Source organism: Odoribacter sp. AF15-53, from assembly GCF_003479425.1.
GTDB lineage: Bacteria > Bacteroidota > Bacteroidia > Bacteroidales > Marinifilaceae > Butyricimonas.
On record NZ_QUHC01000005.1, the window covers coordinates 281,235 to 306,432 of the forward strand.

General features: G+C 45.2%; 18 protein-coding genes. 9 read left to right on the forward strand and 9 right to left on the reverse strand.

What is annotated here, in order from left to right:
- Positions 1-38: 38 nt before the first annotated feature.
- From DWW52_RS12715 to DWW52_RS12740, 6 genes are all read left to right on the forward strand, one after another.
- Positions 39-3,626 (forward strand): SusC/RagA family TonB-linked outer membrane protein, encoded by a 3,588-nt coding sequence (locus DWW52_RS12715; protein WP_233556886.1) that lies wholly within the window; start codon positions 39-41, stop codon positions 3,624-3,626.
- 12 nt (positions 3,627-3,638) lie between these two features.
- Entirely contained in the window at positions 3,639-5,231 is a 1,593-nt protein-coding gene (locus tag DWW52_RS12720; protein ID WP_118715887.1) for a RagB/SusD family nutrient uptake outer membrane protein, read from the forward strand.
- Positions 5,216-5,866, forward strand: coding sequence for a hypothetical protein (locus tag DWW52_RS12725; RefSeq protein WP_118715888.1), 651 nt, complete (start codon positions 5,216-5,218; stop codon positions 5,864-5,866). The genes DWW52_RS12720 and DWW52_RS12725 overlap by 16 nt, the downstream gene beginning before the upstream one ends.
- Positions 5,866-6,627 (forward strand): hypothetical protein, encoded by a 762-nt coding sequence (locus tag DWW52_RS12730; protein ID WP_148315369.1) that lies wholly within the window; start codon positions 5,866-5,868, stop codon positions 6,625-6,627. The genes DWW52_RS12725 and DWW52_RS12730 overlap by 1 nt, the downstream gene beginning before the upstream one ends.
- Before the next feature lie 92 nt (positions 6,628-6,719).
- Entirely contained in the window at positions 6,720-7,997 is a 1,278-nt protein-coding gene (locus tag DWW52_RS12735; protein WP_233556888.1) for a thioredoxin domain-containing protein, read from the forward strand.
- On the forward strand, positions 7,994-10,765 hold the full coding sequence (locus DWW52_RS12740) for a pitrilysin family protein (RefSeq protein ID WP_158582589.1): 2,772 nt from the start codon (positions 7,994-7,996) through the stop codon (positions 10,763-10,765). Before DWW52_RS12735 ends, DWW52_RS12740 begins: the two co-directional genes overlap by 4 nt.
- A 281-nt stretch (positions 10,766-11,046) precedes the next feature.
- Here DWW52_RS12740 and DWW52_RS12745 read toward each other — a convergent pair whose 3' ends face one another.
- The 6 genes from DWW52_RS12745 to aspS form a co-directional block, all read right to left on the reverse strand.
- Positions 11,047-12,084: an endonuclease/exonuclease/phosphatase family protein gene (locus DWW52_RS12745; protein ID WP_233556890.1), complete on the reverse strand. Its 1,038-nt coding sequence runs from the start codon at positions 12,082-12,084 to the stop codon at positions 11,047-11,049.
- A complete protein-coding gene (locus tag DWW52_RS12750; RefSeq protein ID WP_118715892.1) occupies positions 12,081-13,004 on the reverse strand; it encodes a rhomboid family intramembrane serine protease in 924 nt (307 codons plus the stop codon). Before DWW52_RS12750 ends, DWW52_RS12745 begins: the two co-directional genes overlap by 4 nt.
- 15 nt (positions 13,005-13,019) lie before the next feature.
- Entirely contained in the window at positions 13,020-13,844 is an 825-nt protein-coding gene (locus DWW52_RS12755) for a rhomboid family intramembrane serine protease (RefSeq protein WP_118715893.1), read from the reverse strand.
- A complete protein-coding gene (ricT, locus tag DWW52_RS12760) occupies positions 13,841-15,271 on the reverse strand; it encodes a regulatory iron-sulfur-containing complex subunit RicT (RefSeq protein ID WP_118715894.1) in 1,431 nt (476 codons plus the stop codon). The genes DWW52_RS12755 and ricT overlap by 4 nt, the downstream gene beginning before the upstream one ends.
- A gap of 106 nt (positions 15,272-15,377) precedes the next feature.
- On the reverse strand, positions 15,378-16,505 hold the full coding sequence (locus DWW52_RS12765) for a DNA polymerase III subunit delta (protein ID WP_118715895.1): 1,128 nt from the start codon (positions 16,503-16,505) through the stop codon (positions 15,378-15,380).
- Positions 16,506-16,672: 167 nt separating this feature from the next.
- Positions 16,673-18,418, reverse strand: a complete 1,746-nt coding sequence (gene aspS / locus DWW52_RS12770) for an aspartate--tRNA ligase (RefSeq protein ID WP_118715896.1) — start codon at positions 18,416-18,418, stop codon at positions 16,673-16,675.
- A 677-nt stretch (positions 18,419-19,095) separates the two neighbouring features.
- Here aspS and DWW52_RS12775 point away from each other — a divergent pair.
- The 3 genes from DWW52_RS12775 to tyrS all read left to right on the forward strand — a co-directional run bounded on the left by DWW52_RS12775 (position 19,096) and on the right by tyrS (position 22,148).
- Entirely contained in the window at positions 19,096-20,103 is a 1,008-nt protein-coding gene (locus DWW52_RS12775) for a hypothetical protein (protein WP_118715897.1), read from the forward strand.
- Positions 20,104-20,237: 134 nt separating this feature from the next.
- The gene (locus DWW52_RS12780) at positions 20,238-20,735 is read left to right on the forward strand and encodes a CvpA family protein (protein WP_118715898.1); all 498 of its coding nucleotides are present in this window, start codon (positions 20,238-20,240) and stop codon (positions 20,733-20,735) included.
- Positions 20,736-20,855: 120 nt separating this feature from the next.
- A complete protein-coding gene (tyrS, locus tag DWW52_RS12785; protein WP_118715899.1) occupies positions 20,856-22,148 on the forward strand; it encodes a tyrosine--tRNA ligase in 1,293 nt (430 codons plus the stop codon).
- Between the two features lie 25 nt (positions 22,149-22,173).
- Here the strand turns inward: tyrS and DWW52_RS12790 are convergent, their stop codons facing one another.
- The 3 genes from DWW52_RS12790 to DWW52_RS12800 all read right to left on the reverse strand — a co-directional run bounded on the left by DWW52_RS12790 (position 22,174) and on the right by DWW52_RS12800 (position 25,051).
- Positions 22,174-22,875: an energy transducer TonB gene (locus tag DWW52_RS12790; RefSeq protein WP_118715900.1), complete on the reverse strand. Its 702-nt coding sequence runs from the start codon at positions 22,873-22,875 to the stop codon at positions 22,174-22,176.
- A gap of 183 nt (positions 22,876-23,058) precedes the next feature.
- Complete coding sequence (gene hflX / locus DWW52_RS12795; RefSeq protein WP_118715901.1) at positions 23,059-24,297, reverse strand: GTPase HflX; 1,239 nt, start codon at positions 24,295-24,297, stop codon at positions 23,059-23,061.
- A gap of 61 nt (positions 24,298-24,358) precedes the next feature.
- Positions 24,359-25,051: an energy transducer TonB gene (locus DWW52_RS12800; RefSeq protein ID WP_118715902.1), complete on the reverse strand. Its 693-nt coding sequence runs from the start codon at positions 25,049-25,051 to the stop codon at positions 24,359-24,361.
- Positions 25,052-25,198: the final 147 nt, after the last annotated feature.

Here is a 25,198-nt window from a genome sequence, read left to right on the forward strand (position 1 = left end):
ATTCGGGATTAGTCATGTTAAACTATTAATACAAAGTTATGGAAAAAAATCAAACCAAGCAACAGAATACTCCCCGGAGTTTCTGCTCGCGGTCTTTTCGGACGACGAGAGCGTTTCTGGTTTTGTTGTTTTGTGGCTTGTGCATGGCGGGAATGCCGGCAAGCGCCCAGAACGGCAATATCACTCTTCACGTGAAGGATATGCCGCTAGGGGATGTCGTGAAGGAGTTAAGGAAGCAAACCGGGAAAGACTTTCTTTTTAGTAACCGGGAGGTGGACGCGAATCGTAAGGTGACCGTGGAGGTGGTTGCCAAGCCTTTGAAAGAGGTTCTTCCTTTAGTCTTCGGAAAGGATTATCGTTTCGAGATTTCGGATAACGTGGTGATCGTGCGCCCGTTCGTGCAGGTGACTGCTTCCGGGCAACAAGGGGTCGTGATTTCCGGAGTGGTGTTGGATAGCAAACAGCAGCCTTTGCCGGGTGTGACGGTAAAACTCATGGGTACTACTGTGGGTACGGCGACAGCCCAAACTGGTAAATTTGCTTTGCGATTGCCGATCACGAAAGGCACGTTGGAGTTTTCATTCGTGGGGTTTAAATCGCAACAGGTGAACTTTACGGAGAATACACGGGATTCTATCCGGATTGTCTTGCAGGAGGATGTCGCGGGGTTGGATGAAGTGCAGGTGATCGCTTACGGACAACAGAAGAAACGGACCGTGATCAGTTCGATCTCTTCAATAAAAGCAGATGATATCAAGGAATTGCCCACGCATAGTTTCGAGAGTTTGTTGCAGGGGCATATGGCTGGCGTGGAAGTGAATAATATTTCAGGAGCTCCCGGTGGTGGTGGGTCTATTGTTGCGATCCGGGGATACAATTCATTTTTCGTGAAAGATGCCCATGGACAAGACGCGGAGGGAGCCGATAGGGCATACGGGACCCCGCTATACGTGGTCGATGGAGTCCCGATGCAGGCTTTTACTTCGCCTGTCACGGGAACGAACACGTTATCATCTTTGGATCCTTCGATGATCGAGTCCATCGAGGTATTGAAAGATGCCGCTTCATCCGCTATTTACGGTTCGCGTGCAGGTAACGGGGTGATCTTGATCACGACGAAAAAAGGACGTTCCGGAGAGGCGAAGTTCTTGGTTAATGTTTCTTACTCTGCATCTTGGTTGCCCCGGACTCCGGTGCAAAGCGGGGGACAATTGGAACGTTGGTATCATCTTCAAGGATTGCGTAATACAAAAACGCCTTATCAGGCTGCTGACGGAACCTGGCGGATGCCTTCGTCTTTCGGGGAAGTGTACAACTTCGTGGCAAAGAACGAGGGTAATCAACCTTATTATGACTGGTTTTTCGGGACGAATAAAGGTGCGAATACTTCATTCGTGCTGCAGGATAGTTTGAATAGTTTTTACAATAATTCAACGGACTGGTATCGGTATGGTTATCGTACGGCGAACGTGTACAACGCGAATATACAGGCAAGCGGGGGAGGGGATAAGATTACTTACATGATCGGAGCCGGTTATTTTAAGGAAGGAGGAATCATGTATGGCAGCGATTTCCAGCGTCTTAACGTGATGACCAATATCTCGGCTCGCCCGACGAAACGATTGTCCGTGGATAATCAAATTTCAATGGGTTATTCCAACAGGAGCAAGGGAGGAGCCAAAGGAGGGGCTAAGATTGGAGGAATTACTGTCGATCCGATGAAAACTTCCACCTTAGTTCCTGGTAGTGGATATATCGTGGATGAATTATTGGGCAGGGCGAATAGCGTTGAACAGAAAAATCACGATTATTCAGCACGCTACAATATGGTATTGAATTACGAGATCATCAAGAATCTTTCTTTGCGTATATCGGGTGGGGTTGATTATAGCCAACAGAATATGAATCAATTTGAACCGAGTGCAAATGATGAAAGACACCATTGGTCGAAATCAGAAGGCACTGTATCCAGAAGTATATCTTTGCAGAACGAGAATTTATTAAATTATTCTTACACGCTGAAACAAGATCATAATTTCAGTGTCTTATTAGGTCTGTCGTTCCTGAAGAATCAGGTTTATAGCAATTCGGGTGGCGCTCAAAAAGGACCGAATGATTTTATCCATTATGTTCAAGGTACTTGGGGAGATCGGCAAGGATTGGTCGACGATTCGGACGCGGGGTCGGAAACCCCGGTGTGGATATCGGCATTTACTTACGCGTCTGATTTTGAAGAAGACCGTTTGAATAGTTATTTCGGGCGTCTGACCTATAATTATAAAGAAAAGTATATGTTTGAAGCCACGGTCCGCCGGGATGGTTCTTCCGTGTTCGGGGAAAAAGTACGTTGGGCGACCTTTCCTTCTTTTGCTGTCGGGTGGATATTTTCGGATGAATCTTTCATGAAACCTTTCTATTGGTTAAGTCTTGGAAAGATCCGTGCCAGCTGGGGAAAATCGGGACAGAAATTTAACCAACGCTATTTGGCACACGGATTAATGGGAGAGAGTCAGAATAGTTTTTACGGTAATATCGGTATTTTACCCAATGTAAATGGTGGCGTGATAAACAGGAAATTGACATGGGAGGAGACCGCTCAATATGACGTGGGGTTGGATATGAGTTTTCTGGATTACCGGCTGAAGTTTACTCTTGATTATTATTATCGTCGCACCACAGGGCAGCTGAACAATATGCCGCTTCAGGGAGATATCTATCTTCATACATTCCAGTGGCAAAATGCGTTGGCAACGACTAACCAGGGTATTGAGTTGGAACTTACTGCTGATATCTTCCGTGAAACAGCCGTGAAGTGGAGAATGAAATTCAACGTCTCCCGGAATTGGAATCGTTTGGATAAAACGATAGATGGTTATGATTTTGAAAACAATGTGATAGGCAAGCCGTTATATCGCATGAAGGTATTTAAAACAGACGGATTTTATGATACGTCGGCCGACGTTCCTGTGTACTATATTGATAGAGAAGGAGGTTTGCCTAAGCCGTTGAACACGGATGGAGGTTATGGAATCTTTTTTCAAGGAACACGTAAGATACTGGACCTGAATAGTGATGGCTCAATTGATGAAAAAGACAAATATTATGCAGAAACACCTCTCCCGCTAGCGCATGGAGGTATTTCCAATGAAATTCGATGGAAACAATTTGATTTGAATGTCTTTTTCGTGTATTCATTGGGACGTCATATCATTAATCAGGCAAAATATCAACGTGCAAGTGTTGCGTTCGGGGATGAAAGCCCGTTGTTGAATGATGTTCGAAAATATAGCATGTGGGATGGAACCGGTGGTAATTATGATTTCCCGGCTTACCAATCCTACACTAGTTTAGGGTATCAGTCTAACGGTGGCTTTGATAAAAATATCGAGAGCGTGAATTTTATTCGTTTAAAACAATTGACGCTTGGGTATAATTTGCACGATCGGATAGCCAAGAAGATCGGGCTTAGCGGTCTGCGTGTTTTCTTGACCATGGAAAATCTGTTTATGATTACGAATTATTCCGGTTTGGATCCCGAAACGGTGGATATTACGAGTGGTATAGATATGTTGCAGACTTATCCGTTGCCAAGGAAATTCACTGTAGGTTTGACTGTTAATTTCTAAAAAAGAGAGGTTATGAAAAAAATATTTATCATTTTATTCTTTCTACCGCTTTTTGCTTGTAACGACTGGTTGACTATCGAGTCCGAGAAGTCTGTTACTTATTTGAACTTTTTTAAGAGCGAGAAAGACTTGGAAAGTACGTTGATATCCATGTTCGGGTTCGAGAAAAATATTTATGCTTCTTCGATCGTTCATCCCTTTGGGTGGTGCGGGTTGCAAGCTGATAGTCTCGCCGGTAATGAAGGCTATCGGGAACTCGATCCCCAGAGTTTTATGAGCAGGAGGTTCATGTTGAGTTGGTCGCAGAATTACAACGCGATTTATCTTGCAAATATGCTTGAAGAAAACAGATTCCGTTTTGAGAATATTTCGAAAGAGAGAGCGGATTACTGGCTTGCACAGGCTAATTTTATAAAAGCATTGGTCTATTTTAACGTGGCTCAAAACTGGGGGGATGCTCCCCTGGATCAACCGACGGAATCTATCGAGGCTGTTGGTAAAAGCCCTGTCGATTCTCTGTTCGCGCGAGCCTTGAGTGCTGCTGAAAAAGCATTAATACTTCCCACGTATGACAAGTTGACGGATGCCAACGGTGAGGCCGTAACTTCTAAACAATATGCCAGTTTGGGAACGGTTCATACGTTGCTTACCCATATTTACGCGTGGATGGGAGGATTGTACGGCAAGGAGGAGTACTGGAGAAAAGCGGAAGAACACGCCTCACTCGTGATTGATGGAAAGGTCGGGGACTATAGGTTGGAAAAGACGGTAGGGGATATGGTGAATAACACGTTAGGACCTGTTAGAAACAGTAGTGAAACGATTTTTAGTATTGCTGTAAATAATCAGGATGATGATCGAAGGGCGCAAGTGGAATTTTATTCTATTTATCCCGGGCAGGCATTAATAAATTATCCCTATTTAACCAACGATCTTAGAGAACTCGAAAAGTCCGGATATATAAAAATGTTGGTTACTACCGTGGAAGAAATATTCCCGGAGAAGACGGATACCCGGAGGGTGGAGTTCTGGAAAGATTTGGGGAAACAAAAAATAGATTCAATGCTGGTCTGGGATGAGGAAATTGGAGATTTTAAACAAGAATATATTTATTCTGAATATGCCTTTATAAATAAATGGAATAAACCCTATTATTCAACGGATCAGACGGTGATCGAACATCTTGGAGGGGTTGCGCCTTTGCTGGTCATGGAAGGAGATCGGGTGGTTTGGCGATTGGCGGATTTGATTTTGCTTCGGGCTGAATGCCGGGCCCGGTTGAAGATGGCAACTGCAAAAGATGATTTGGATGTAATTCGTGAAAGAGCGGGACTGGGAAAATATGCGGGTAGTGGTACCGCGGATATGGAAGAATTACGGAAAGAGATTTTTCATGAACGGGAGAGAGAGCTTTTCGGCGAGGGACAGCGCTATTATGATATCGTGAGAAATGGATATTTCCGGGATGAATTGTCTGCTGCCTACAAGAGTCTGACGGATGCTGATGTGAAAGACGGGGCTCTTTATCTGCCTGTTGCTCGCAATTCTTTTGAGAAAAACACATTATTGAAACAAAATAATTATTGGTTATGGCATCAACAATAAAAAATATATGCAAGGGAGTAATTATCATGGTTGCTGTGGTATTTTGTTCCTGCACGAAGTACGAATATATAGATGGAGGATTAGCAAATGGAGTACACGATTGTTCTATGTGGGATTATTTTCACACGAACGGTTATGACTGGGACTCCACGAAAGTGATGATCGAGCATGCGGGTATGAAATCATTTTTTGATGGTACCGGTGAGTACAAGCAAATTACTTTTTTCGGGATAACGAATCATGTTATTTGCCGTTACTTATTGGAAAAAGGTTATACTCGCGTGAGTGACATTGACGTGGCTGATTGTAAAAAACTTTTGGAAGCCTTGATTGTTCCTAAAAGGCTTATGACGGAAGAAATTCCGGAGGGACGTCGGTTGGTTATCAAGGATAATATCACGGAAGAAGGAGGCGCTGTTTACGAAAGTGTACGAGGTGAACTTTTCTTGTGGAAATTGCAAGACCCGTATCAAGGAATGGAACATGCGGGAGCTTTTCACCTGTATATTGCTATCCGGAATAACGAGAAAGCAAAGCCAGAGGTTGTCGCGTCTTCGAATATTCAAACCAATAATGGGGTAGTACAATCTTTGAATTATGACTTTAATGTAAGTAACTTTTTAATTAATAGATGATGAAAAAGATATGGTATATATTAATAGTCGGATGTTCGTTGGGCTTCTTCGCTTGTAACGATGTCGAAGTCGGCTATTTGGACGTGAAGAACGCAGCGTATGCTGTAGACAGTTTGCATATCTATAAGGTTGAAGAGACTTTGGATAAATATAATGCTGATTATAATGAACACATGTCATCTTTGCTTGATGAGATCAAGGAATTACAAAAAAAGGAAGCTGACATGGGAGACGAATTGGATAACCTCATGGATCAAATATATGATTTGATGGATCTTCAGGATGCGGCAACTAGTGATGAGGAATATGAGGAGCTTGGGATACAAATTGAGGAATTGAATAACTCGTATAAGGTTCTTTTTGCTAAATATAGGGAATTAGGGAAGGAAATTGCAAGTATTAAAGAGAATACAGTTGATAAGGTTGCTCAAGAGTTGGGATTTGCGAGTGAAGCAATCATGAAAAGTGAAATCGTTAAACTTGAAAATCGAATTAAATATCAGTCCCCGTGGGTAACTCAACCCATAGAAAGTGTGTTGGGAACGGAACCTTTGTCGTATGCTATCGCGAACGTGAGGAACGATAACCCGGGAAATGCGGAGTTATTTCGTAAATCGTTGACCATTTTGGGGGGAGGACGTATGAATGTCGCGTTTGATTGTAAGGCTCCCGCGGGAAGGTATGTCGTGTCGGTAGCGATTGAAAACGAGGGACAGTATGCTGTCTTGGAAGAAGCATTCACTTTTATAGTGGATAAATAGTTTGATTCTGAGATTTATGATTTGCGGTGGGACCGCCTGTCGCGGGTCATAAATCTTGAATAACGATTCTTGTAAAAATTAAATCCGAGTTTATGGTGAAATTATTTTATATGTTAGCATTCTTGTTCGGGATGCTGGGGAATTTGTCTGCTCAAATCGTTATGTTCCAGGGTTCTTATGAAGAAGCTTTGAGGAAGGCAAAAGAGGAAAAGAAGGATTTGTTCGTTGATTTTTATGCCGATTGGTGCGGGCCGTGCAAGGCGATGGCGACACGGATATTCACGTTGCCGGAGGTGGGAGATTATTTCAACGCTCATTTTGTTTGCGTGCAGGTGAACGTGGAGGCGAAGGAGAATGGCGAGGTGGTAAAGAAATATGACGTGAAGGCGTTGCCCACGATGGTTTTTGTTAGCCGTGAAGGCAAAGAGATGAGACGGGTGCAGGGTGCCATGGAGGCGGCAGGCCTTCTGAAAGAGGCAAAGATCGCGAGAGGGGAGGAGTTGAGTTTTGTGCAGATGTACGAGAAGTTCAAGAAGAAAAAGAATAATTTGGAATTGCAACAGCAGTTATTGCTGGACGCACCTTTTTTCCTGCCGACGCAGGAGGGGTACGAGCGTCAGAAGTGGATGACCCGGATCGAGAGCCTTTTCCCGGATTACTTGAAAAACAAGAAACTGGAGAACATGATTAACGAGAAGGATTTTCAGATATTGACGTTGTATCATCCCCAGACTTCGAAAGAAGATCCGGTCTTCGATTTCATTGCCGGCAATTATGACAAGTTCCAGCAAGTGGTGAAAAAAGAGGAGGTGGCGGGTTTCCTTATGGCGATGAATAACGGGTACATTATCCAGTTGTGCAAGAAAGGCGACTTGGCTTACAGAGATCGTTTGAATCGGGTGAACAAGGATTTGAAACCGGTGTATGGCGAAATCTCGTTCGGTTCATTAAGCGTGTTGGATGCGATCACTTTACTCGCGGACGCGACTTATTATCTATACCGGCATGACGAGGCCAAGTTCTTCGAGAATATGGATAAATATTTTGCTGGCAAGGGGGAGCAAACCGATGCGGGTGATTACGGTCAGGCATTGGAGGATTTGTCGATGGCTTATAATGGGCAATTGTCAAAGAATGCCTACATGAAATCCATTATTTGGATCACGAAAGCTTTGGAAAAAAAGGATTTAGATGCCGAATTGCATACACGCTTCCTGATGATCATGGCTCAATGTTTCCAGAACACGGATAACGTGGAAAAAGCCAAGCAATGTTTGAACCAGGCTTTCGTGGTAAGTGCCGGGATCGAAAACCAGACGCAGATGCAATATATGCAAGGGATGATAAAACAAACTTTGGAAAGCTTATGAAAAGAGGATACGCGCTGATTATTTTACTTTGTTCGTGGCAATTGATTTTTGCCCAAGAGCAGGGAGACGTGTTCCGTCACGGGAAGTTGAAGAACGGGTTGACATATTACGTACGTCACTCGAAAACAACTCCCCGGCATGCAGACTTTTATCTCGTGCAGAACGTGGGAGCCTTGCTGGAGGAGGATAACCAGAACGGGTTGGCTCATTTCTTGGAGCACATGGCGTTCAACGGGAGCGAGAGTTTCAAGGAGGGAATCCCGCGCTTCTTGAACCGTCGGGGGATAAAACAATTTAACGCCATGACGGGGCAGGATGAAACAATTTACCACATTAACTATGTACCCGTGAGTGATCAGTCGTTGGTGGATTCGTGCCTGCTGGTGTTGAAAGACTGGTCGGGGTTTTTGTTGCTCAATCCCGTGGAGATCGACAAGGAACGGGGCGTGATCTTCGAGGAGAGGCGTTCCCGTCGGGACGTGAATACCCGGATTCGGGAACAGGTGGATCCTTACGTGTTTAACCATAGCAGGTATGCCACGCGTGATGTTATCGGTACTGTGGAGGTGTTGAGTAATTTCACCCCGGAAGAGCTACGGGCATACTATCACGATTTTTATCGTCCGGATCAGCAGGCGGTGATTATCGTCGGGGACGTGGATGCGATAAAGATCGAGGAGAAGATCCGGCAAATGTTCGGTTCTATCCCGAAACGGGAGAATCCCAAACCGAGGTTTGTTTGCGAGATTCCGGATAATTTGGAACCGTATTACGTGAAGGTTCAGGATAAGGAGATCACCTCTCCGTCGATTATCCTAACCAAACGGATACGGGAGGATTCAACGCTTTCGCCCAAAGAACGGTTGAGGAATAATTTGCTTCAACAGTTTTATAACAAGATCATGGAGAAACAGTTGGAAGCGTATATCAATGCCCGTGATCCGTTTTTTACGATGACAATGATGAATCACGGGAAGCTCGTGCGGAATTATAATCGTTGGCAGGTGTACGTGCAGGCATATCCGGGCAAGGAACGGCAAGCATTGAAAGAGTTGCTGGAGGCGATAGAACGGGTCAAACGTTTTTTTCTGAACGAGAAAGAGTTGAAGAAACAGGTCGACGCTTACCTGCCGGGATTGGAAGAGACGGGAAAGAATAAGGACAGGCTTGCGAATAGTACTTACGTGCAACTTTACCAGAATAATTTTTTGGAGGGTAACCCGGTGTTGAGTGTCGAGGAAGATGTCGCGTTCTCCCGAGAGATCCTGTCGAAATTGACGGCGAAAGATTTGCAGGAGTGGGTAGATTCCTGGTATAACGATGACAAGAATTGGATATACGTGATGCAAAGTGCGGATGCTTCTTACGATTTCCCGACGCGTGACGAGATTACAAAGATCCGGCATGATGCATCGTTGGCAGAACTGAACGCGTTGGATTTTGATTTAACTGCTGTACCCTTGATGGATTTCGAGGTGAAAGGTGGGGAGATTGTCAAGGAAAAGAATATTAAAATGTTGGATGCGGAAGAATGGACTCTTTCTAACGGAGCCAAAGTGTATTACAAATTCACGAAAGCGGATGGAGTAAAGGTGAGTTTGATGGGCGAGAGTAAGGGGGGGATGTCTTTGCTCCCGGCAGGGGATTTGCCCTCGGCTGCGGCACTTTCTCGTTTGATGATGCGTTCCGGCCTGTATAAACACGATATGCGGATGATGCAGGAGATACTGAAAGGGCATCATATTGTTCCGAATATTGCCCTGAATGAGAGGTCGGAAGGCGTGAGCGCTTATTGCGACAGCGTGGAGGCGAAAATGATGTTCCAGATCATTTACCTCTTTTTCGAGAAACCCCGTTTTAGCCGGGATGACTTCGATAAGTTTGTTTATATGAGTAAGATGCAGGAACAGAATAAGGTACTCACGGTGAATGATACGATAGCCGAACAGATGAAAAAATTGCGGGTCAAGGATTCTCCCCGCTTGTGGGAAGTGAACGAGGCGTATTATGATGCGATGAACTATGATAAGATGGTGGCTATTTATAAGGATCGTTTTCAGGATGCTTTCGATTTCACGTTCTACCTGACGGGTAATATCCCGCGAGAAGAAGCCCGGACGTTGGTGAGACAGTATTTGGGTGCGATCCCGTCCATTTATCGGAAAGAGCAACCCGTGAAGCATAGCTTGAAGAAAGAGGGGTCTATCACGGAAACGATCGAGGCGAATTTGCCGGACGAGAAATATTACGTGAATATCGAATTCTCAAACAAGTTGAAATTGAAATCCGAGGAGGATTTGGCGATAGATATTATCCAGTTGATTTTGAATAATCGTTATCGTGATATCATCCGGGAAGACGAGGGCGGTTCGTACGGGGTCAACGTGGATGCTTCTTACTCGAAGGGTGTTGATGCCGGTCAATATCTGGGCGTGAGTTTCGAAACGAACACGACCAAAGGTGACCGGATGCGAGCCATCGTGCATGAACAAATCCGTAAACTCGTGGACGAGGGAGTGAGTGACGAGGACGTGGAGGATGCCGTTTTGATGATGAGGAAAGGCCGGGCTTCCGTGCTGGAAAACCGGGGGAATGCTCATTGGATGGAGGCTTTGCGTTATTATGCCGAAACGGGTAAGGATATAGATTCTCCCGCCTATTTCGAGAAACCGTTGGAAAAGCTTAACGGGAAAGCGGTACAGGCTTTGGCAAAGAAATTTTTCGATTCGGCCGAATGCGTGGATATCGTGGTGAAGTCGAAAGAGTAATTTTAAAGTTGTAGTGTGACTGATGTGATGAGGGAGAGGATGAAAATTCTCTCTCTTTTTCGTGAGAGAATGGGCGGGTATGTGCAATATTAAATTCCATGATGTGAAAAACAAATTATTCTCGTTAATTTTTGACGAGAATAATGGCGATATTCAAATCACTCGATCCGAATTAGTAATACGATGTTGATAAAGAAAGGGTGTACTTTCATGTAGTTAACTGGGGCTATTTCGTTAAAATGAGTTTGTAATAGCAGGGAGAACGAAATAATTGTGTGCTTTTATCTGAATTTTAGTTTACTCTGAACGGGATAATGATCTGAATATTTGACAGTATCCCGAATGTAGGATACGGTTCTAAGAGTTGGTGCGTGCAGGATGTGGTCGATACGGAACGAGGGGAATTCCCCGACATAGGTGTTGCCGAGGCCACGTCCTTTTTCGATGAAACTATCTTTCATGTCGGAGGATAACGTGTGGTAGGCAAAAGAGATCGGGGTATCGTTGAAATCACCGCAGATGATCACCGGGTAAGGAGATTGTTGCATGTGTTGCTTGATTGTTATGGCTTGCTTGGCCCGATTTCGATTTGCCCGGACCAGACGAGAGGATATATTTTTAACGCCTTCCGTGGCGTGTTGGGTGTTCCCGCTGGTCAGTTCTTTATAGATTTGCTCTTCATTCTTGCCTAGTCGATAGGATTCGAGGTGTACGGCGTATACTCGAATGGTGTCCTTGCCAACAGCGATGTCGCAGTAGAGGCAGGTGGCCGAGTTCCCTTTTTCAAAAGTAATGTCCCCCTTGTTGACAATCGGGTAACGGGAAATTAACGTGACATCTTTATTTTTGTGATAATACGGGTAAGATGGGAATTTCTTGGACGAGGCTTCCCGACGAGGAAATTCCTGCATGCAGACAATATCATTGTCGCTGTCGTTGATATAATCCACGATTCGTTTTGGTGCATCTTTTTCACGAGACCAACCATAGGCATCTAACATACGGATATTGTAGGTCATCAGCGTCAGGTCATGAGGGGTATCCGGGGTCGATTCCGGATTCAGCCCATAGTACGTGGTGATGAGCGGGTAGCCGGAAGCAATAATAATCAAGGACAGGAAAGCCATTTTTTTCCACCGGGCGATCCAGTAAATCAGCAGGATGATGTTGGCAACGAGCAGGTAATGATAGGCGAGGCCGAGTAGAGAGGACGGGTAGAACACGTTCGGGTCAACGTAGGGAGCCGTGTAGCTTCCTAGCAACCCGATCATGGCCACGATCGTGATGATCCTCATTATAATGTCAACTAACCTGATCAATTTTTTGATTTAAACAGTATTTCTTTCTCTTCTTTGGTTAGACTCTCGTAGCCGTGTTTGGAAATTTTGTCCAATATGTTATTGATCCGTTCGTCTTTCCGTTTTTTGAACTCGTTGTATTCCACGTCAGTCATATCGGAAACTTTCTTCTTGTACTTGACTTTCATTTTTTTCCTTTTGAAAAGTCGGCTGTTACTTATTTTGTTCAGCATGGAAGAGAGTCCCCCGGTGAGGTCGAAATTACGCCGGAACGACAAGGTGAAAAGGTAACCGAACATGGCTCCCCCAAGGTGGGCGATATGGCCGCCGGCATTACCCGAGGGGATGCTCAACAGATCAATGATTGCCGTGAACAGGGCGAGGTGAATCAGTTTCACCGGACCGATCAGGAACACGTATATCTTGTGGTTCGGGAGATAGGTACACACGGCGAACACGATGGCCATGACGGACGCGGAGGCCCCGATAGCCCATGACTGATAGCGTTCCAGCTCGAAAGCGGGAAACAAGGCATAGGCGGCGATATACACGATCGCCCCGCTGATCCCACCGAGAATATACACGCCCGTGAGTTTTGACCCCGAAAATGTATTCATGAAAATGGATCCGAACCAGTAGAGCCAGAGCATGTTGAACAACAGATGCAGGAACCCGAACTGCGTGAACATGTACGTGATGATCGTCCACGGGGTGTAAAGCAGGCGTTCGGGAAGTGCCGGTACGCCTAGGTATGGCAAGATCATGCCGTCAACTCCCTGTTGTCCGGCAAGTACGAACAAGACTGCCACGACTTTTATGGCGAGAAAGATGGCAATGTTAATATAGATCAGGCGAGTAAGTGCTGATCCTTGTTTGAACGAGCTTTTTATCCCGCTCCAAATTCCTCCCGAAAAGTTCGATTCATACGAGTTATTATACATAGGCCGTATCTTCTTCTAATAAAACCGTTTGCTGCGTTTTCTCCAGTAAATGATAAGGAAGAACCCGAAAAGCATACCTCCTAAGTGGGCGAAATGGGCCACGTTATCCCCTACCGAGTTCTGCAAACCGAAGAATAATTCGGCGGCACCGTAAAGGAGTACGAAATATTTGGCTTTAATCGGGATCGGGATAAACATGAGGAATAATTCCGTGTTCGGAAACAACATTCCGAATGCCAGCAATATGCCGAATACGGCACCCGAAGCCCCGATCGTCGGGACGTTCGTGTAAGCCTGTATGATACCCTGCATGTAATATTCAGCCTGACCGATGAATTGCGAATTGCCCGGTGCTTGGTTCCAGGTATCCACGAATTGCATTAATTGCGTGAGCAACCTGGGATTACTTACATGGGAACGGACGAATTCGGCGAATACTCCCGGATCGGGGGTACTTTGGAACGCGTAGAATTGTTCCTGCATGTTGTGTAACCCGTACCAGCTTACCAGCGAGTGAAGCACGGCAGCTCCCAGACCGGTGACGAAGTAATAGATCACGAAACGTTTAGTTCCCCACACCGATTCAAGTATCCGCCCGAACATGAACACGGCGAACATGTTGAAGAAGAGGTGCGCGAGACCTTCCTGCGTGAACATGTGCGTGATGTACTGGTAAATCCTGAAATACTCGGATTGTGGTAAATGTAAACCCAGTATGTTGACGAGATCAAGGTCTGATCTCTGGCTCATAATGTTTATTCCCAAGAAGATGATCACGTTAATAATAATGATCACTTTTACCGCGGGGGGCATGCCGGAGAGTGGCTTGTAATTGTTCATTGTTCTGCGGGTTTATTATTATCCTTGTTTTCCGGTTTGTTGTTTGGTTTATTTTCCGGTTTTTCCTGTTTACGCAATACTTTCGGTCCGTCCTGACGATTTCCCGGTTTCCCGTTGGGACGGTTGTCGGGTTGATTCTCCCGGTTTTCCTGTCTGTTTCTGGACTTGTTGCCTTGTCTGTTTTCAGGTCTGTTACCGGATTTGTTACCCTGGGGATTTTCCGTTTTCTCCTTGGGTTTGGTATCGCCGTTCGTGTCGTTATTTTCTTTTTGCGTGTTTCTCCTGTTATTACGATTTCTGGAGTGATGACGTTTGCTTTGTCCTTGATTTTTTTTCTCGTCAAAGCGGTTCAAACTTTCTTCTCCCACGCCGTCCGTGTATTTGATGTTTGCCGGCTCTTTCTCGACATCAATCGCTTTTGCCGGGATCTGCCCTCTCTTGTTCATGGCGATGATCTCTTTCACGCGTTCCACGGATAGCTTGATCAAGGCCCCGCGTCCCTCCTTGTCGAAGGAGTAGGACATGTTGCGCCCGAATATATCCGTTTTCTGGTGATAGAGCATCCCTTCTCCCGTGTTCAACCAGATATTGGTTGACGGGAAGTCTTTCTGCTCGTCGATGTAGGCATCTACCTCGTAATTCAAGCAGCATTTCAGTTTACCGCATTGTCCGGCTAGTTTCTGCGGGTTCAGGGAAATATCCTGGTAACGGGCGGCAGACGTCGACACGGAAATAAAGTTCGTGATAAACGTGGAACAGCACAATTTGCGTCCGCACGAGCCGATACCCCCGATACGCCCGGCTTCCTGACGGGCGCCGATCTGTTTCATCTCGATCCGGATATGGAAAGTTTCGGCCAGAATCTTGATCAATTTCCGGAAGTCCACGCGGTCGCTGGCGATGTAATAGAATATGGCTTTGGTTTTATCTCCCTGGTATTCCACATCCCCGATTTTCATGTCAAGTCCAAGATCGGCGGCAATAATGCGCGATTTAATCATCGTTTCGTGTTCCAGCGCGATAGCCTGTTGCCACTTTTCGATGTCGTGCGGTTTTGCCTTCCGGTAGATTTTTTTCAAGGGATTACGTTCCAGATCGACTTTTTTCAATTCCATCTGTTCCCGCACGAGTTCGCCCGTGAGGGATACGATCCCGATGTCATGCCCCAGGGCCGCTTCCACGGCCACGATATCCCCGACGTTCAGGTTGAGGTTACTGTTGTTCAAGAAAAAGCCTTTCCGGGTATTTTTAAACCGTACTTCCACGATGTCGGAGGGAGGACACCCTTCGGGGGTATCTTCCATCCAGTTAAATACTGTGAGTTTACCGGCCAACAGGCGGTGATCGATCACGGGTACTACCCGGGGTGGTTGTTGTATATCTTTATTTTCGGAATTTTCCTGTATTTCTTCGTTTATCTCGCTCATAGTGTATTAATTGAAAATTGAGACTTGAAAATTGAGAATGAATGTACGATTTATATTCTTGGTTTTCAAAGTTTCAATTTTTAGTTTTTATCTTTTACTTCTCTTCTCACGGCCTGATGTTTTGCATCACTTTGATACAAAGGTCCGTGAGGATAATTTTCCCGTTCCCGTTCCGGATGATGTCGCTGTACGCCCGTTCAAATTCATCGAAAAGGGGAATAATGTTGCCTTCATGAATGTAAGGAGAAAATTTCGAGGAGAAAGTTTTCTCTCGTTCAGTCATGTATACTATTTTTTCAATACCAAAGTTTCTCACGAAGTTCTCGCGTAGCATGCGAATACAATGTAGGAGGAAACTTTTCTGTTTTTCTCTGCCGAGAGAAGCCAGTTCGTTGACAAATTCGTTGACCGGAAGCATTTTCCGCTCCCAGCACAAACGCATCATTTGCACGAATTTCTCTTGGTTGTAGACGGTTTCATCCGTCTCGTTCAGCATGCGGAGTGCTTTCAACCAGCTCCCGGAGGCCACGTGGGCGACCTCGTTTGCCGATTCGCGAACCAGATGTTTCTGGCGGACCAGTTGTTCCGCTATGTTTTCTTGTGTCAACGGGGGTACGTTGATGCGCTGGGTGCGCGACAGGATCGTGGTGATGATCTCTTCCGCGTGTTCGGTAACCAGCAGGAAAAGCGTGTTCGGGTAAGGCTCTTCCAGTATTTTTAAAAGTTTGTTGGAACACTCCGTTTTCATCTTTTCGGGTAGCCAGATGATCATGACCTTGTAGTCCGACTCGAAGGATTTCAAGTTAAGTTTCCGGAGAATGTTCCCGCTCTCTTCCGTGTATATCATGGCTTGCGCGTTTTCATCCGCCCCCATGGCTCCCAGCCACTCCTCCATGTCGATGTACGGGCTGTTGAGCAGGAGTTTCCGCCATTCGTTGATATACTCGTCGCTGATAGGTGTTTTTATTTTGGCCGATTTCACCACGGGGTACACGAAGTGCAGGTCCGGGTGTATTAATTTTTGCATCTTCTTGCACTCGGGACAGACCCCGCAAGCGTCTTCGTGCTTGTCGCCCGTGCAGAAAAGGTATTGCGTGAAGGCCAAGGCCAAGGCTAACGATCCCGCACCCGTTTCGCCGGCAAAGAGTTGTGCATGACTGATTCTTCCCGTTTGCAGGGAAGAAATCAGTCGTTGCTTTATCTCTTCATGTCCTATGACGTCTTTAAAAAACACCTTGTTAATTTTAGATTTTAGATTTTAAATTTTAGATTTTAGATTCCGGCCGCACAAAGCCGACGCTATTCTGTGATTCTGAGATTTCGGATTAGGTGATTTCATTCGCACGAGACGAACGTTTTTAATAATCACGTAAATCGTTGAATCTGCAATCGCGGAATCACTTAATTCTTCAATTGAATCCCCAGTTCATCCAGTTGTTCTTTCGCGATCTCGGCAGGAGCGTCGAGCATGACATCACGACCGGAGTTGTTTTTCGGGAACGCGATCACGTCACGAATAGAGTCAAGTCCGGCGAACATGGAGGCCAGACGGTCGAAACCGAAAGCGATACCTCCGTGAGGGGGTGCCCCGTACTTGAACGCGCCCATGAGGAAGCCGAATTGCTCTTGTGCCACCTCGTGCGAGATTCCCAGGCAATCGAACATCTTGGATTGTAATTCCGAGTTATGGATACGGATAGAACCTCCGCCGACTTCAACCCCGTTGATCACCATGTCGTAGGCGTTGGCACGAACCTTGCCCGGATCGGTGGTCATGAGAGGAATATCTTCAGCTTTTGGAGAGGTGAAGGGGTGGTGCATGGCGTAGAAACGTTGCGTTTCTTCGTCCCATTCCAACAACGGGAAATCAATTACCCACAAGGGTTTGAATACATCCTTGTCTCTTAATCCGAGGCGAGTTCCCATTTCCAGACGCAGGTCGCAAAGTTGCGGCAGCGTTTTGAATTTCGGTCCCACTAGGATCAGGATCAGGTCACCCGGTTGAGCTTTACAAGCCTCGGCCCATACTTTCAAGTCTTCCGGCGTGTAGAATTTGTCGATGGAGGATTTGAACGTCCCGTCCTCGTTGTAGCGTACGTAAACCAAACCTTTGGCTCCGGTTTGCGGGCGTTTCACGAATTCGGTTAATTCATCCAGTTGTTTGCGGGTGTATCCGGCACATTTCGGCGCACAGATAGCCCCTATATATTCGGCCTCGTTGAACACGGCAAAGTCTTTTCCCTTGGCCACGTTTGTCAAGTCGACGAATTTCATGTCGAAACGGATATCCGGTTTGTCACACCCGTATTGTTCCATGGCGTCCATCCACGTCATTCTCGGCAACGTGGGAATATCCACGTTACGGACTTCTTTGAACAAGTGTTTGATCAAACCTTCGAATATTTCAAGTATGTCTTCCTGGTCCACGAATGACATCTCGCAGTCGATCTGCGTGAACTCCGGTTGACGGTCAGCCCGGAGGTCTTCATCCCGGAAACATTTCACGATCTGGAAATAGCGGTCGAAGCCGGAAACCATCAGAAGTTGTTTCAAGGTCTGCGGGCTTTGCGGCAGGGCGTAGAATTGTCCCTGGTTCATGCGGGAAGGTACCACGAAATCGCGTGCTCCCTCCGGTGTACTTTTCACCAACACGGGTGTTTCGACCTCGATGAAGTTCTGGGCGCTCAAGTAATTTCGCACGAGTTGGGCCATCGTGTGGCGTAGCTCGATGTTCTTGCGAACGCAGGCTCGGCGTAAATCCAGGTAACGATATTTCATCCGGATCTCGTCTCCCCCGTCAGTCTGGTCTTCAATCGTGAAAGGCGGGATTTCTGATTCGCTTAGAACAGTTAATTCCTTCACGGTAATCTCGATGTCGCCTGTCGGTATTTTATTGTTTTTGCTGGCTCGCTCGATGACCGTTCCTCTCACCTGAATCACGAATTCACGACCGAGTTTTGCCACGTTATTTTTTATTTCTTCGGAAGCCGATTCCTCGACTACCAATTGGGTAATGCCGTAACGGTCACGCAGATCCACGAAAGTCATGGCCCCGAGTTTCCGAACTTTTTGTACCCATCCGCTAAGACAAACGCTTTCATTCACGTTTTCGATTCTTAGTTGCCCACAAGTATGTGTTCTATACATAAATTTCAATTTTAGATTCTGGCATAAACATTGTGCGAAAATAGTAAGAATTTGTCAGTTTAAGGCATAATATAATTGAAAATTGAGAATTGAAAGCTGAAAGTGGGGTTTTCGAGGGGAGAGTGGGGTGTGTATGGGGGAAGATCGGGAGGCATGGGAGGCATTCGAGCAGTTGAAGCGGGTAATAAAGCCGACCTATCTTGTCTTTGTCTCGGCTATGTCTTGTCTTTAAGTCGTCTTTGTCTCCTGAACTCAGCCTGAACACGTTTCGATTTCTCCTAAAGTTCCTGCGATAAAGGTAAATGGAATGTTTCTAAATTGCATGGTATTGAAAGTGTGGTAAATCTTATCTATATTGAGTTAGTCACTATATAGTGTTATGTGTGTAAATATTAAGATTGCGATGTTTAATATAAATTTATTGAATTATAAAAATATTTTTATATTTTCGTTGTGTTGTGAGGGGGCAAATTTGTTCAGTAAAAGGCGTTTTTAAGAAAGGAGGTAAGTAAGATTGAAGCGTTTATGAATGATTTGTTTGGGTATGCGACCGTTATACGTGGAATTTTTATGAAATTAGGATAGGTATTGTCCCTTCTAATGATAGTTATCCACGTCGTGCGGATATTAGTGCGATTGGTTGGTTGACTGAAGTATTACCAGAATAATTTTTGTATATGAAATGTAAGTTTATAGTTATTTCTGTTTTGTCTTTCATTATATTGTTGGCATGTAGTGATGATGATTGTGATTCTTTGTCGGGAAAATGGAGTCGAGTCGGAGACATTTATGTGAGTGCTGATGTTGATAATGAGTATCATAATGAAGGAGTCACTTTTAAAATAGGAGAGAGTGTATTTTGGTGTGTGGGCGATTTATTATATAGAGTGAGTGGGAAATCGAATATCTCCAACGCTTTAGATAAATTCCCGGGTACGGCTCGTAAAGGGGCTGTTGCTTTCGTGATCGGGGAGAAAGCTTATGTTGGACTTGGATATTCGGAAGAGGAAGGAGAGAGAGTATATCATGATGATTTCTGGGTTTTTAACGGGAAAACTTACAAATGGGAAATTGAGCCTTTGCTATACCAATTTCCGGGAGGTGCCCGGGGAAATGCTGTGGCTTTTACCTTGGAGGGGAGAGGGTACGTCGGGACGGGCCAATATGCAGGAGAGACTTTAAGGGATTTCTATACTTTTGACCCGGAAACTGGGTGGCATGAGTTTGAAAGTTTGAAACATTCATTCTATGGAGGTGTTGCTTTCGTGGCTGGAGGTTGCGCCTATGTCTGTACGGGAGGAAAAGATCTGGATGCTCTTAGTTCTAAAACCTATGATCTGTTTGTGGGAATGTATAAATTAACTCTTGCGACGGGAAAATGGGAAACGCTTGATCGGATTGATGGGGAGGGAGGAATGTTTGATGGCACAAGAATTCATGCATCTTGTTTTGTGTTGAAACATGGAGGCCGGGAGTACGCTTATGTTGTGTCGGGACTTAATCAATACGGTATGGCGATAGCGAATTGTATGAGATATGACCCGAGAAAAGATAAGTGGCAGGAAGTTGCTTATTTGCCGGAACCTACGGTTGGAGGTTCTGCTTTTTCTATAGACGGGAAAGGGTATGTAATGGTGGATCAGAGGCGAGGATTCAATAATACTCTTTGGGAATTTCAACCTTGAATCTAACAGGAATAGAAGTGAACTTAGTCTGAGGGCGTTAAAATATTTTTGACGCCCTCGTATTTTTGTTTAATATTTTGGTCTGAATTTGCAATGAAACGAGGACATTTGTTTATCTTTGAAATTCAAATAAAGTGATTAAATATTTAGCGGTGAATTATATTGATGTGATTATATTGCTGCCGTTGGTATACGGGGCATATAAAGGGTTTAGTCTAGGCTTGATTGTGGAGATGTCAACGTTGTTTGCGTTGGTATTGGGGGTGTTTATCTCGTTGAGATACGCGGTTAACGTGGAAAGTTTTCTGAAGGATTTTATCGCCTTGCCGGAATCGTATGCTTATTATATCGCTTTCGCCGTGACTTTTTTGCTGGTTATTATCGTGATCCATTTGCTCGGCAAGCTGTTGACAAAGTTGATTGATATGGTTTCGTTGGGACTGTTTAACAAGTTGTTCGGGATTTTGTTGGGTGTGTTGAAAGCGGCGATCGTGGTATGCGTGATCCTTTTTATCGTGAACGCGTTGGATAATCGCTATGATTTCATCTCTGTAAAAACAAAGAACGAGAGTTTTTTGTATAAACCTTTTGTTAACTTCGCGAATGGCGTTTACGAGAGTGCGATAAAGTGATTAATTTAGAGTTTAGAATTTAAAATGGTAGGAATGTGAGGAGGGATTTGAGCGAGGAAATCTAAAATCATTAAATCTAAAATTAATAAGATTGTTTAAACGATATAAAATTAAGAATCGATGAATTTTGTTGAAGAAGTCAGATGGAGAGGGATGATCCATAACATCATACCGGGAACCGAGGAACAACTTGCTAAAGAGTGCACGACGGCTTATGTCGGGATTGACCCGACGGCGGATTCGTTGCATATCGGTCACCTCGTGTCGGTGATGATGATGAAGCACTTGCAGTTGGCCGGCCACAAGCCGATTTTCGTGATCGGGGGGGCTACCGGGATGATTGGTGATCCGAGCGGTAAATCTCAAGAACGGAATTTGTTGGACGAGGAGACGATCGAGAAGAATATGGCGGGAATCAAGGCCCAGTTGTCCAAGTTTATTGATTTCAACTCGGATGAGCCGAACGCGGCGATCATGGTGAATAATTATGACTGGATGAAGAATTTTTCTTTCCTGGACTTTATCCGGGAAGTGGGGAAACATATCACGGTGAATTACATGATGTCGAAGGATTCCGTGAAGAAACGGTTGAGCGCTGATGCGGCACAGGGAATGTCGTTCACGGAGTTTACCTATCAGTTGGTGCAGGGATATGATTTCTTGTATTTGCGTCGTCATTACAATTGCCTGTTGCAGATGGGTGGTTCCGACCAGTGGGGGAATATCACCACGGGCGGGGAGTTGATTCGCCGGAAAGATGGCGGTGAGGCTTACGGGTTCACGTGGCCTTTGATGACGAAGAGTGACGGGAAGAAGTTCGGGAAGACGGAGTCGGGTAACGTGTGGTTAGACCCGAAGCGGACATCTCCTTACAAGTTCTACCAGTTCTGGTTGAATAGCACGGACGAGGATGCCGCTAAATATATCAAGATATTCACGATTTTGCCCCCGGCAGAGATTGACGCCTTGATCGCGGAACATGCCGAAGCCCCGCATCTGAGAAAGTTGCAGAAGATGTTGGCAAAAGAGGTGACCTGCCTGATCCACGGGGAAGAAGCGTATAATTCGGCCTTGGAGGCTTCACAGATATTGTTCGGTAACGCTACATCCGATGCTTTGAAACGCTTGGACGAGGATACGTTGTTGTCCGTGTTCGAGGGAGTGCCTCAATTCGAGATCGCGAGAACCGATCTGGAAGCCGGGATTCATATCGTGGATCTGATGGCAGAAAAGACGACCATGATGTCCTCGAAGGGAGAGGCGCGACGTGCATTGAAAGGCAACGCGATTAGTATTAACAAGGAGAAAGTGCAAGATCAGGAATTAACGGTGACTCCCGATTACCTGATTGATGACAAGTATATCCTGTTGCAGAGCGGGAAAAAGAATTATTATCTGGTTATCGTGAAATAAAAAATGGTGCTTCACGCACCATTTTTTATTGTAATTGAAAATTAATAGGAACCGTGTAGGAAACTCTCACGGGTTTGTTGCGTTGTTTCCCGGGAGTCCATTTGGGCATGGCTTTCACGACACGAATGGCTTCTTTGTCCAAAGACGGGTCTACGGATCGGGCGACCTTCACGTCGGTGACGCTGCCGTCTCTCTCGATGACGAATTGGACGAACACTCTACCTTGGATGTTGTTTTCTTGGGCAATCATCGGGTATTTAATGTTTTTAGAAATCCATTGTTGCACGTTTCCCGGAAATTTAGGCATGTCTTCGACAACGGCAAAGACTTCGGCCTCGTCGGAGTATTCATCCCCGTACTCGTCTCCGTAGCCATTGCCTTGTCCGCTGAAGTCGTAAACCCTGCGGTTGGCGACATTGGCTTCCACGTCTTCAATTTCCAGTACGTCATCCAAATTTATTTCTTCATCCACGATTTCTATCAGGTCAGTTAAGCGGGGGGCTGGAGGTGGTGGAGGAGGAGGCTTCAACATCTGTTGAGTGATGGGAATAATCTCCTCTTCTACTAGCTCTTCCGGAACTGTTACAATGAAGTCTTCTTTATCCTTCATGTTGACTTTCCACTCGAAAGCAAGGAACAGAAAGGCTAATGCTATGATCAGCCCGATCTCGAAGAAGATTCCTTTCAAGTTTTCGAGGTTTGCCTTTGATGATTTTTTTACTTCCATAACATTCACTTAATTGGTTAAGCTTATACCTCTAATATACAAAAAATCAGCCAGAAAACCAAATAAATGAAGAAAAGATTACCTGCGGTAAGTTACAGGTTGCAAGTTAGTAAGTTACAGGTTGTAGGGGGAGGGAATATGTATAATCCGGGAATTGAATACAATTCCCGGATTATTACATTATTAATCTTCTGTTTCTTCTTCCGCTTCAAAATCCTGGTATAGGAAGTCATTGAACGGGAAACGGGCGGAGTGAATGTCTTTGACGATGTCGTATAATTTATCTTTCAGCTCTTCGATGTTTTCTTTGGAACGGGCAGAAATGTACACCGTCTCTCCTCCCTGTTTGGACATCCACATTTGTTTCAGGTCCTCCAGGCTGTAGTTTTTACGCTCGATGGGTGTGAGATCGTCCTCGTCTTTTTTCGTGTACGTGAAGGCGTCTATTTTATTAAATACGGTAATCGTGGGTTTATTGGTTTTATCCAATAGCTCGCTTAGCGTTTCGTTTACGACCCGTACCTGATCCTCGAATTGCGGGTGAGAGATATCCACGACATGAAGGATCACGTCGGCTTCCCGTACCTCGTCGAGAGTCGATTTGAAGGACTCTACCAGGTGGTGGGGGAGTTTGCGGATAAAACCTACCGTGTCGGCGAGAAGTAGCGGGACGTTTTTGATCGCTATTTTTCGTACCGTGGTGTCCAGGGTAGCGAACAGTTTGTTCTCGGCGAATACTTCCGATTTGCTTAAAAGGTTCATCAGCGTGGATTTCCCCACGTTGGTGTATCCAACCAGCGCAACCCGTACGAGTTTTCCCCGGTTCTTGCGTTGCGTGGTCATTTGTTTGTCGATTTTGGCCAACTGTTCTTTCAGACGGGTAATTTTATCCCGGATGATCCGTCGGTCGGTCTCGATTTCGCTTTCACCGGGACCACGGAGTCCGATACCTCCTTTTTGTCTTTCCAAGTGGGTCCACATACCTGTCAGGCGTGGGAGCATGTACTGGTATTGCGCCAGTTCTACTTGTGCTTTTGCCTCGGCGGTACGAGCTCTTTTGGCAAAGATGTCCAGGATGAGGGTAGTTCGGTCGAGTACTTTTCTTCCCGGTAATTCCCGGTCGATATTTCTGATTTGTGTCGGGCTTAGTTCGTCATCGAAGATCACCAGGTCGATATCGTTTTCCTCGACATAGTTTCTGATTTCTTCCAGTTTCCCTTTACCGACAAAAGTTGCCGTTACCGGCTTGTCCAGGTTCTGCGTGAATATCTTAACGGTTTCCGCTCCTGCCGTCTCTGCAAGAAAAGCAAGTTCATCCAGGTATTCACACATCGTGTTGTAGCTGATGTTTTCAGATTGTAGCGCTACGCCTACAAGAATGGCTTTTTCTGCTTCTTTTTTCGTGTAAAAATAATCGCTCATAAATAGTGAAAAAAGAGGCTGACGATGATCGACAGCCTCCCGTTATAATTTTACGTGTCTTTTACTGTAATTGGAAGTTGATAGGTACAGTGTAAGATACTCGAACCGGTTTACCTCTCTGTTTTCCGGGTTTCCATTTCGGCATGGCTTTTACCACACGAATGGCCTCTTTGTCCAGAGACGGGTCAACGGATCTTGCAACTTTCACGTCGCTAACACTACCGTCTTTCTCGATCACGAATTGTACGAATACTTTACCCTGAATGTTGTTTTCTTGCGCAATCATCGGGTATTTCACGTTCTTCGCGATCCATTTTTGTACGCTACCACCAGGGAATTGAGGCATATCTTCTACAACCTGGAAGATGTCGGCTTCTCCACTATCTTCACTTTCGCCATAATCAGCTCCGTCATAGTCGAAGTTGTAGTTATTCTTGTTCTCAACGTCAGCCTCAACGTCTTCGATTTCGAGTTCGTCGTCGATGTTAAGTTCGTCTTCCACGATCTCGATCAAGTCCGTTAATTTCGGGGCTGGGGGAGGTGGTGGGGGCGGTTTCATCATCTGTTGGGTAATTGGAATGATTTCCTCCTCAACTTGCTCTTCCTGGGTAATAACGAAACCCTCTTCTACTTTCGTGTTGGTCTTCCAGTTGAAAGCACAGAGTAGAAATCCTAGAGCAATAACAAAACCGATCTCAAGGAAAATGGTTTTCTTCCCTTCAAGATCTGCTTTAGGTGATTTTTTTACTTCCATGTTATTAGTTTGATATTATGGTACTGTTTTTTCTTACAAATTCCGTGGGTAAAAATAGTCAAATTCGTATTAAACCACAATATTTCTATCCTTTTTTTTGAAGAAAATGTTAAAACTAACTCTAAACTTCATTAAAATCTTCTTAAA

What these genes read in the sequence shown, in the direction of transcription:
- DWW52_RS12715 (WP_233556886.1), top strand. Translation starts at nt 39, where the DNA reads ATGGAAAAAAATCAAACCAAGCAACAGAATACTCCCCGGAGTTTCTGC.
- DWW52_RS12755 (WP_118715893.1), bottom strand. Translation starts at nt 13,844, where the DNA reads ATGAACAATTACAAGCCACTCTCCGGCATGCCCCCCGCGGTAAAAGTG.
- DWW52_RS12750 (WP_118715892.1), bottom strand. Translation starts at nt 13,004, where the DNA reads ATGTATAATAACTCGTATGAATCGAACTTTTCGGGAGGAATTTGGAGC.
- aspS (WP_118715896.1), bottom strand. Translation starts at nt 18,418, where the DNA reads ATGTATAGAACACATACTTGTGGGCAACTAAGAATCGAAAACGTGAAT.
- hflX (WP_118715901.1), bottom strand. Translation starts at nt 24,297, where the DNA reads ATGAGCGATTATTTTTACACGAAAAAAGAAGCAGAAAAAGCCATTCTT.
- DWW52_RS12730 (WP_148315369.1), top strand. Translation starts at nt 5,866, where the DNA reads ATGAAAAAGATATGGTATATATTAATAGTCGGATGTTCGTTGGGCTTC.
- DWW52_RS12735 (WP_233556888.1), top strand. Translation starts at nt 6,720, where the DNA reads ATGGTGAAATTATTTTATATGTTAGCATTCTTGTTCGGGATGCTGGGG.
- DWW52_RS12740 (WP_158582589.1), top strand. Translation starts at nt 7,994, where the DNA reads ATGAAAAGAGGATACGCGCTGATTATTTTACTTTGTTCGTGGCAATTG.
- DWW52_RS12800 (WP_118715902.1), bottom strand. Translation starts at nt 25,051, where the DNA reads ATGGAAGTAAAAAAATCACCTAAAGCAGATCTTGAAGGGAAGAAAACC.
- DWW52_RS12775 (WP_118715897.1), top strand. Translation starts at nt 19,096, where the DNA reads ATGAAATGTAAGTTTATAGTTATTTCTGTTTTGTCTTTCATTATATTG.
- tyrS (WP_118715899.1), top strand. Translation starts at nt 20,856, where the DNA reads ATGAATTTTGTTGAAGAAGTCAGATGGAGAGGGATGATCCATAACATC.
- DWW52_RS12725 (WP_118715888.1), top strand. Translation starts at nt 5,216, where the DNA reads ATGGCATCAACAATAAAAAATATATGCAAGGGAGTAATTATCATGGTT.
- ricT (WP_118715894.1), bottom strand. Translation starts at nt 15,271, where the DNA reads ATGAGCGAGATAAACGAAGAAATACAGGAAAATTCCGAAAATAAAGAT.
- DWW52_RS12720 (WP_118715887.1), top strand. Translation starts at nt 3,639, where the DNA reads ATGAAAAAAATATTTATCATTTTATTCTTTCTACCGCTTTTTGCTTGT.
- DWW52_RS12790 (WP_118715900.1), bottom strand. Translation starts at nt 22,875, where the DNA reads ATGGAAGTAAAAAAATCATCAAAGGCAAACCTCGAAAACTTGAAAGGA.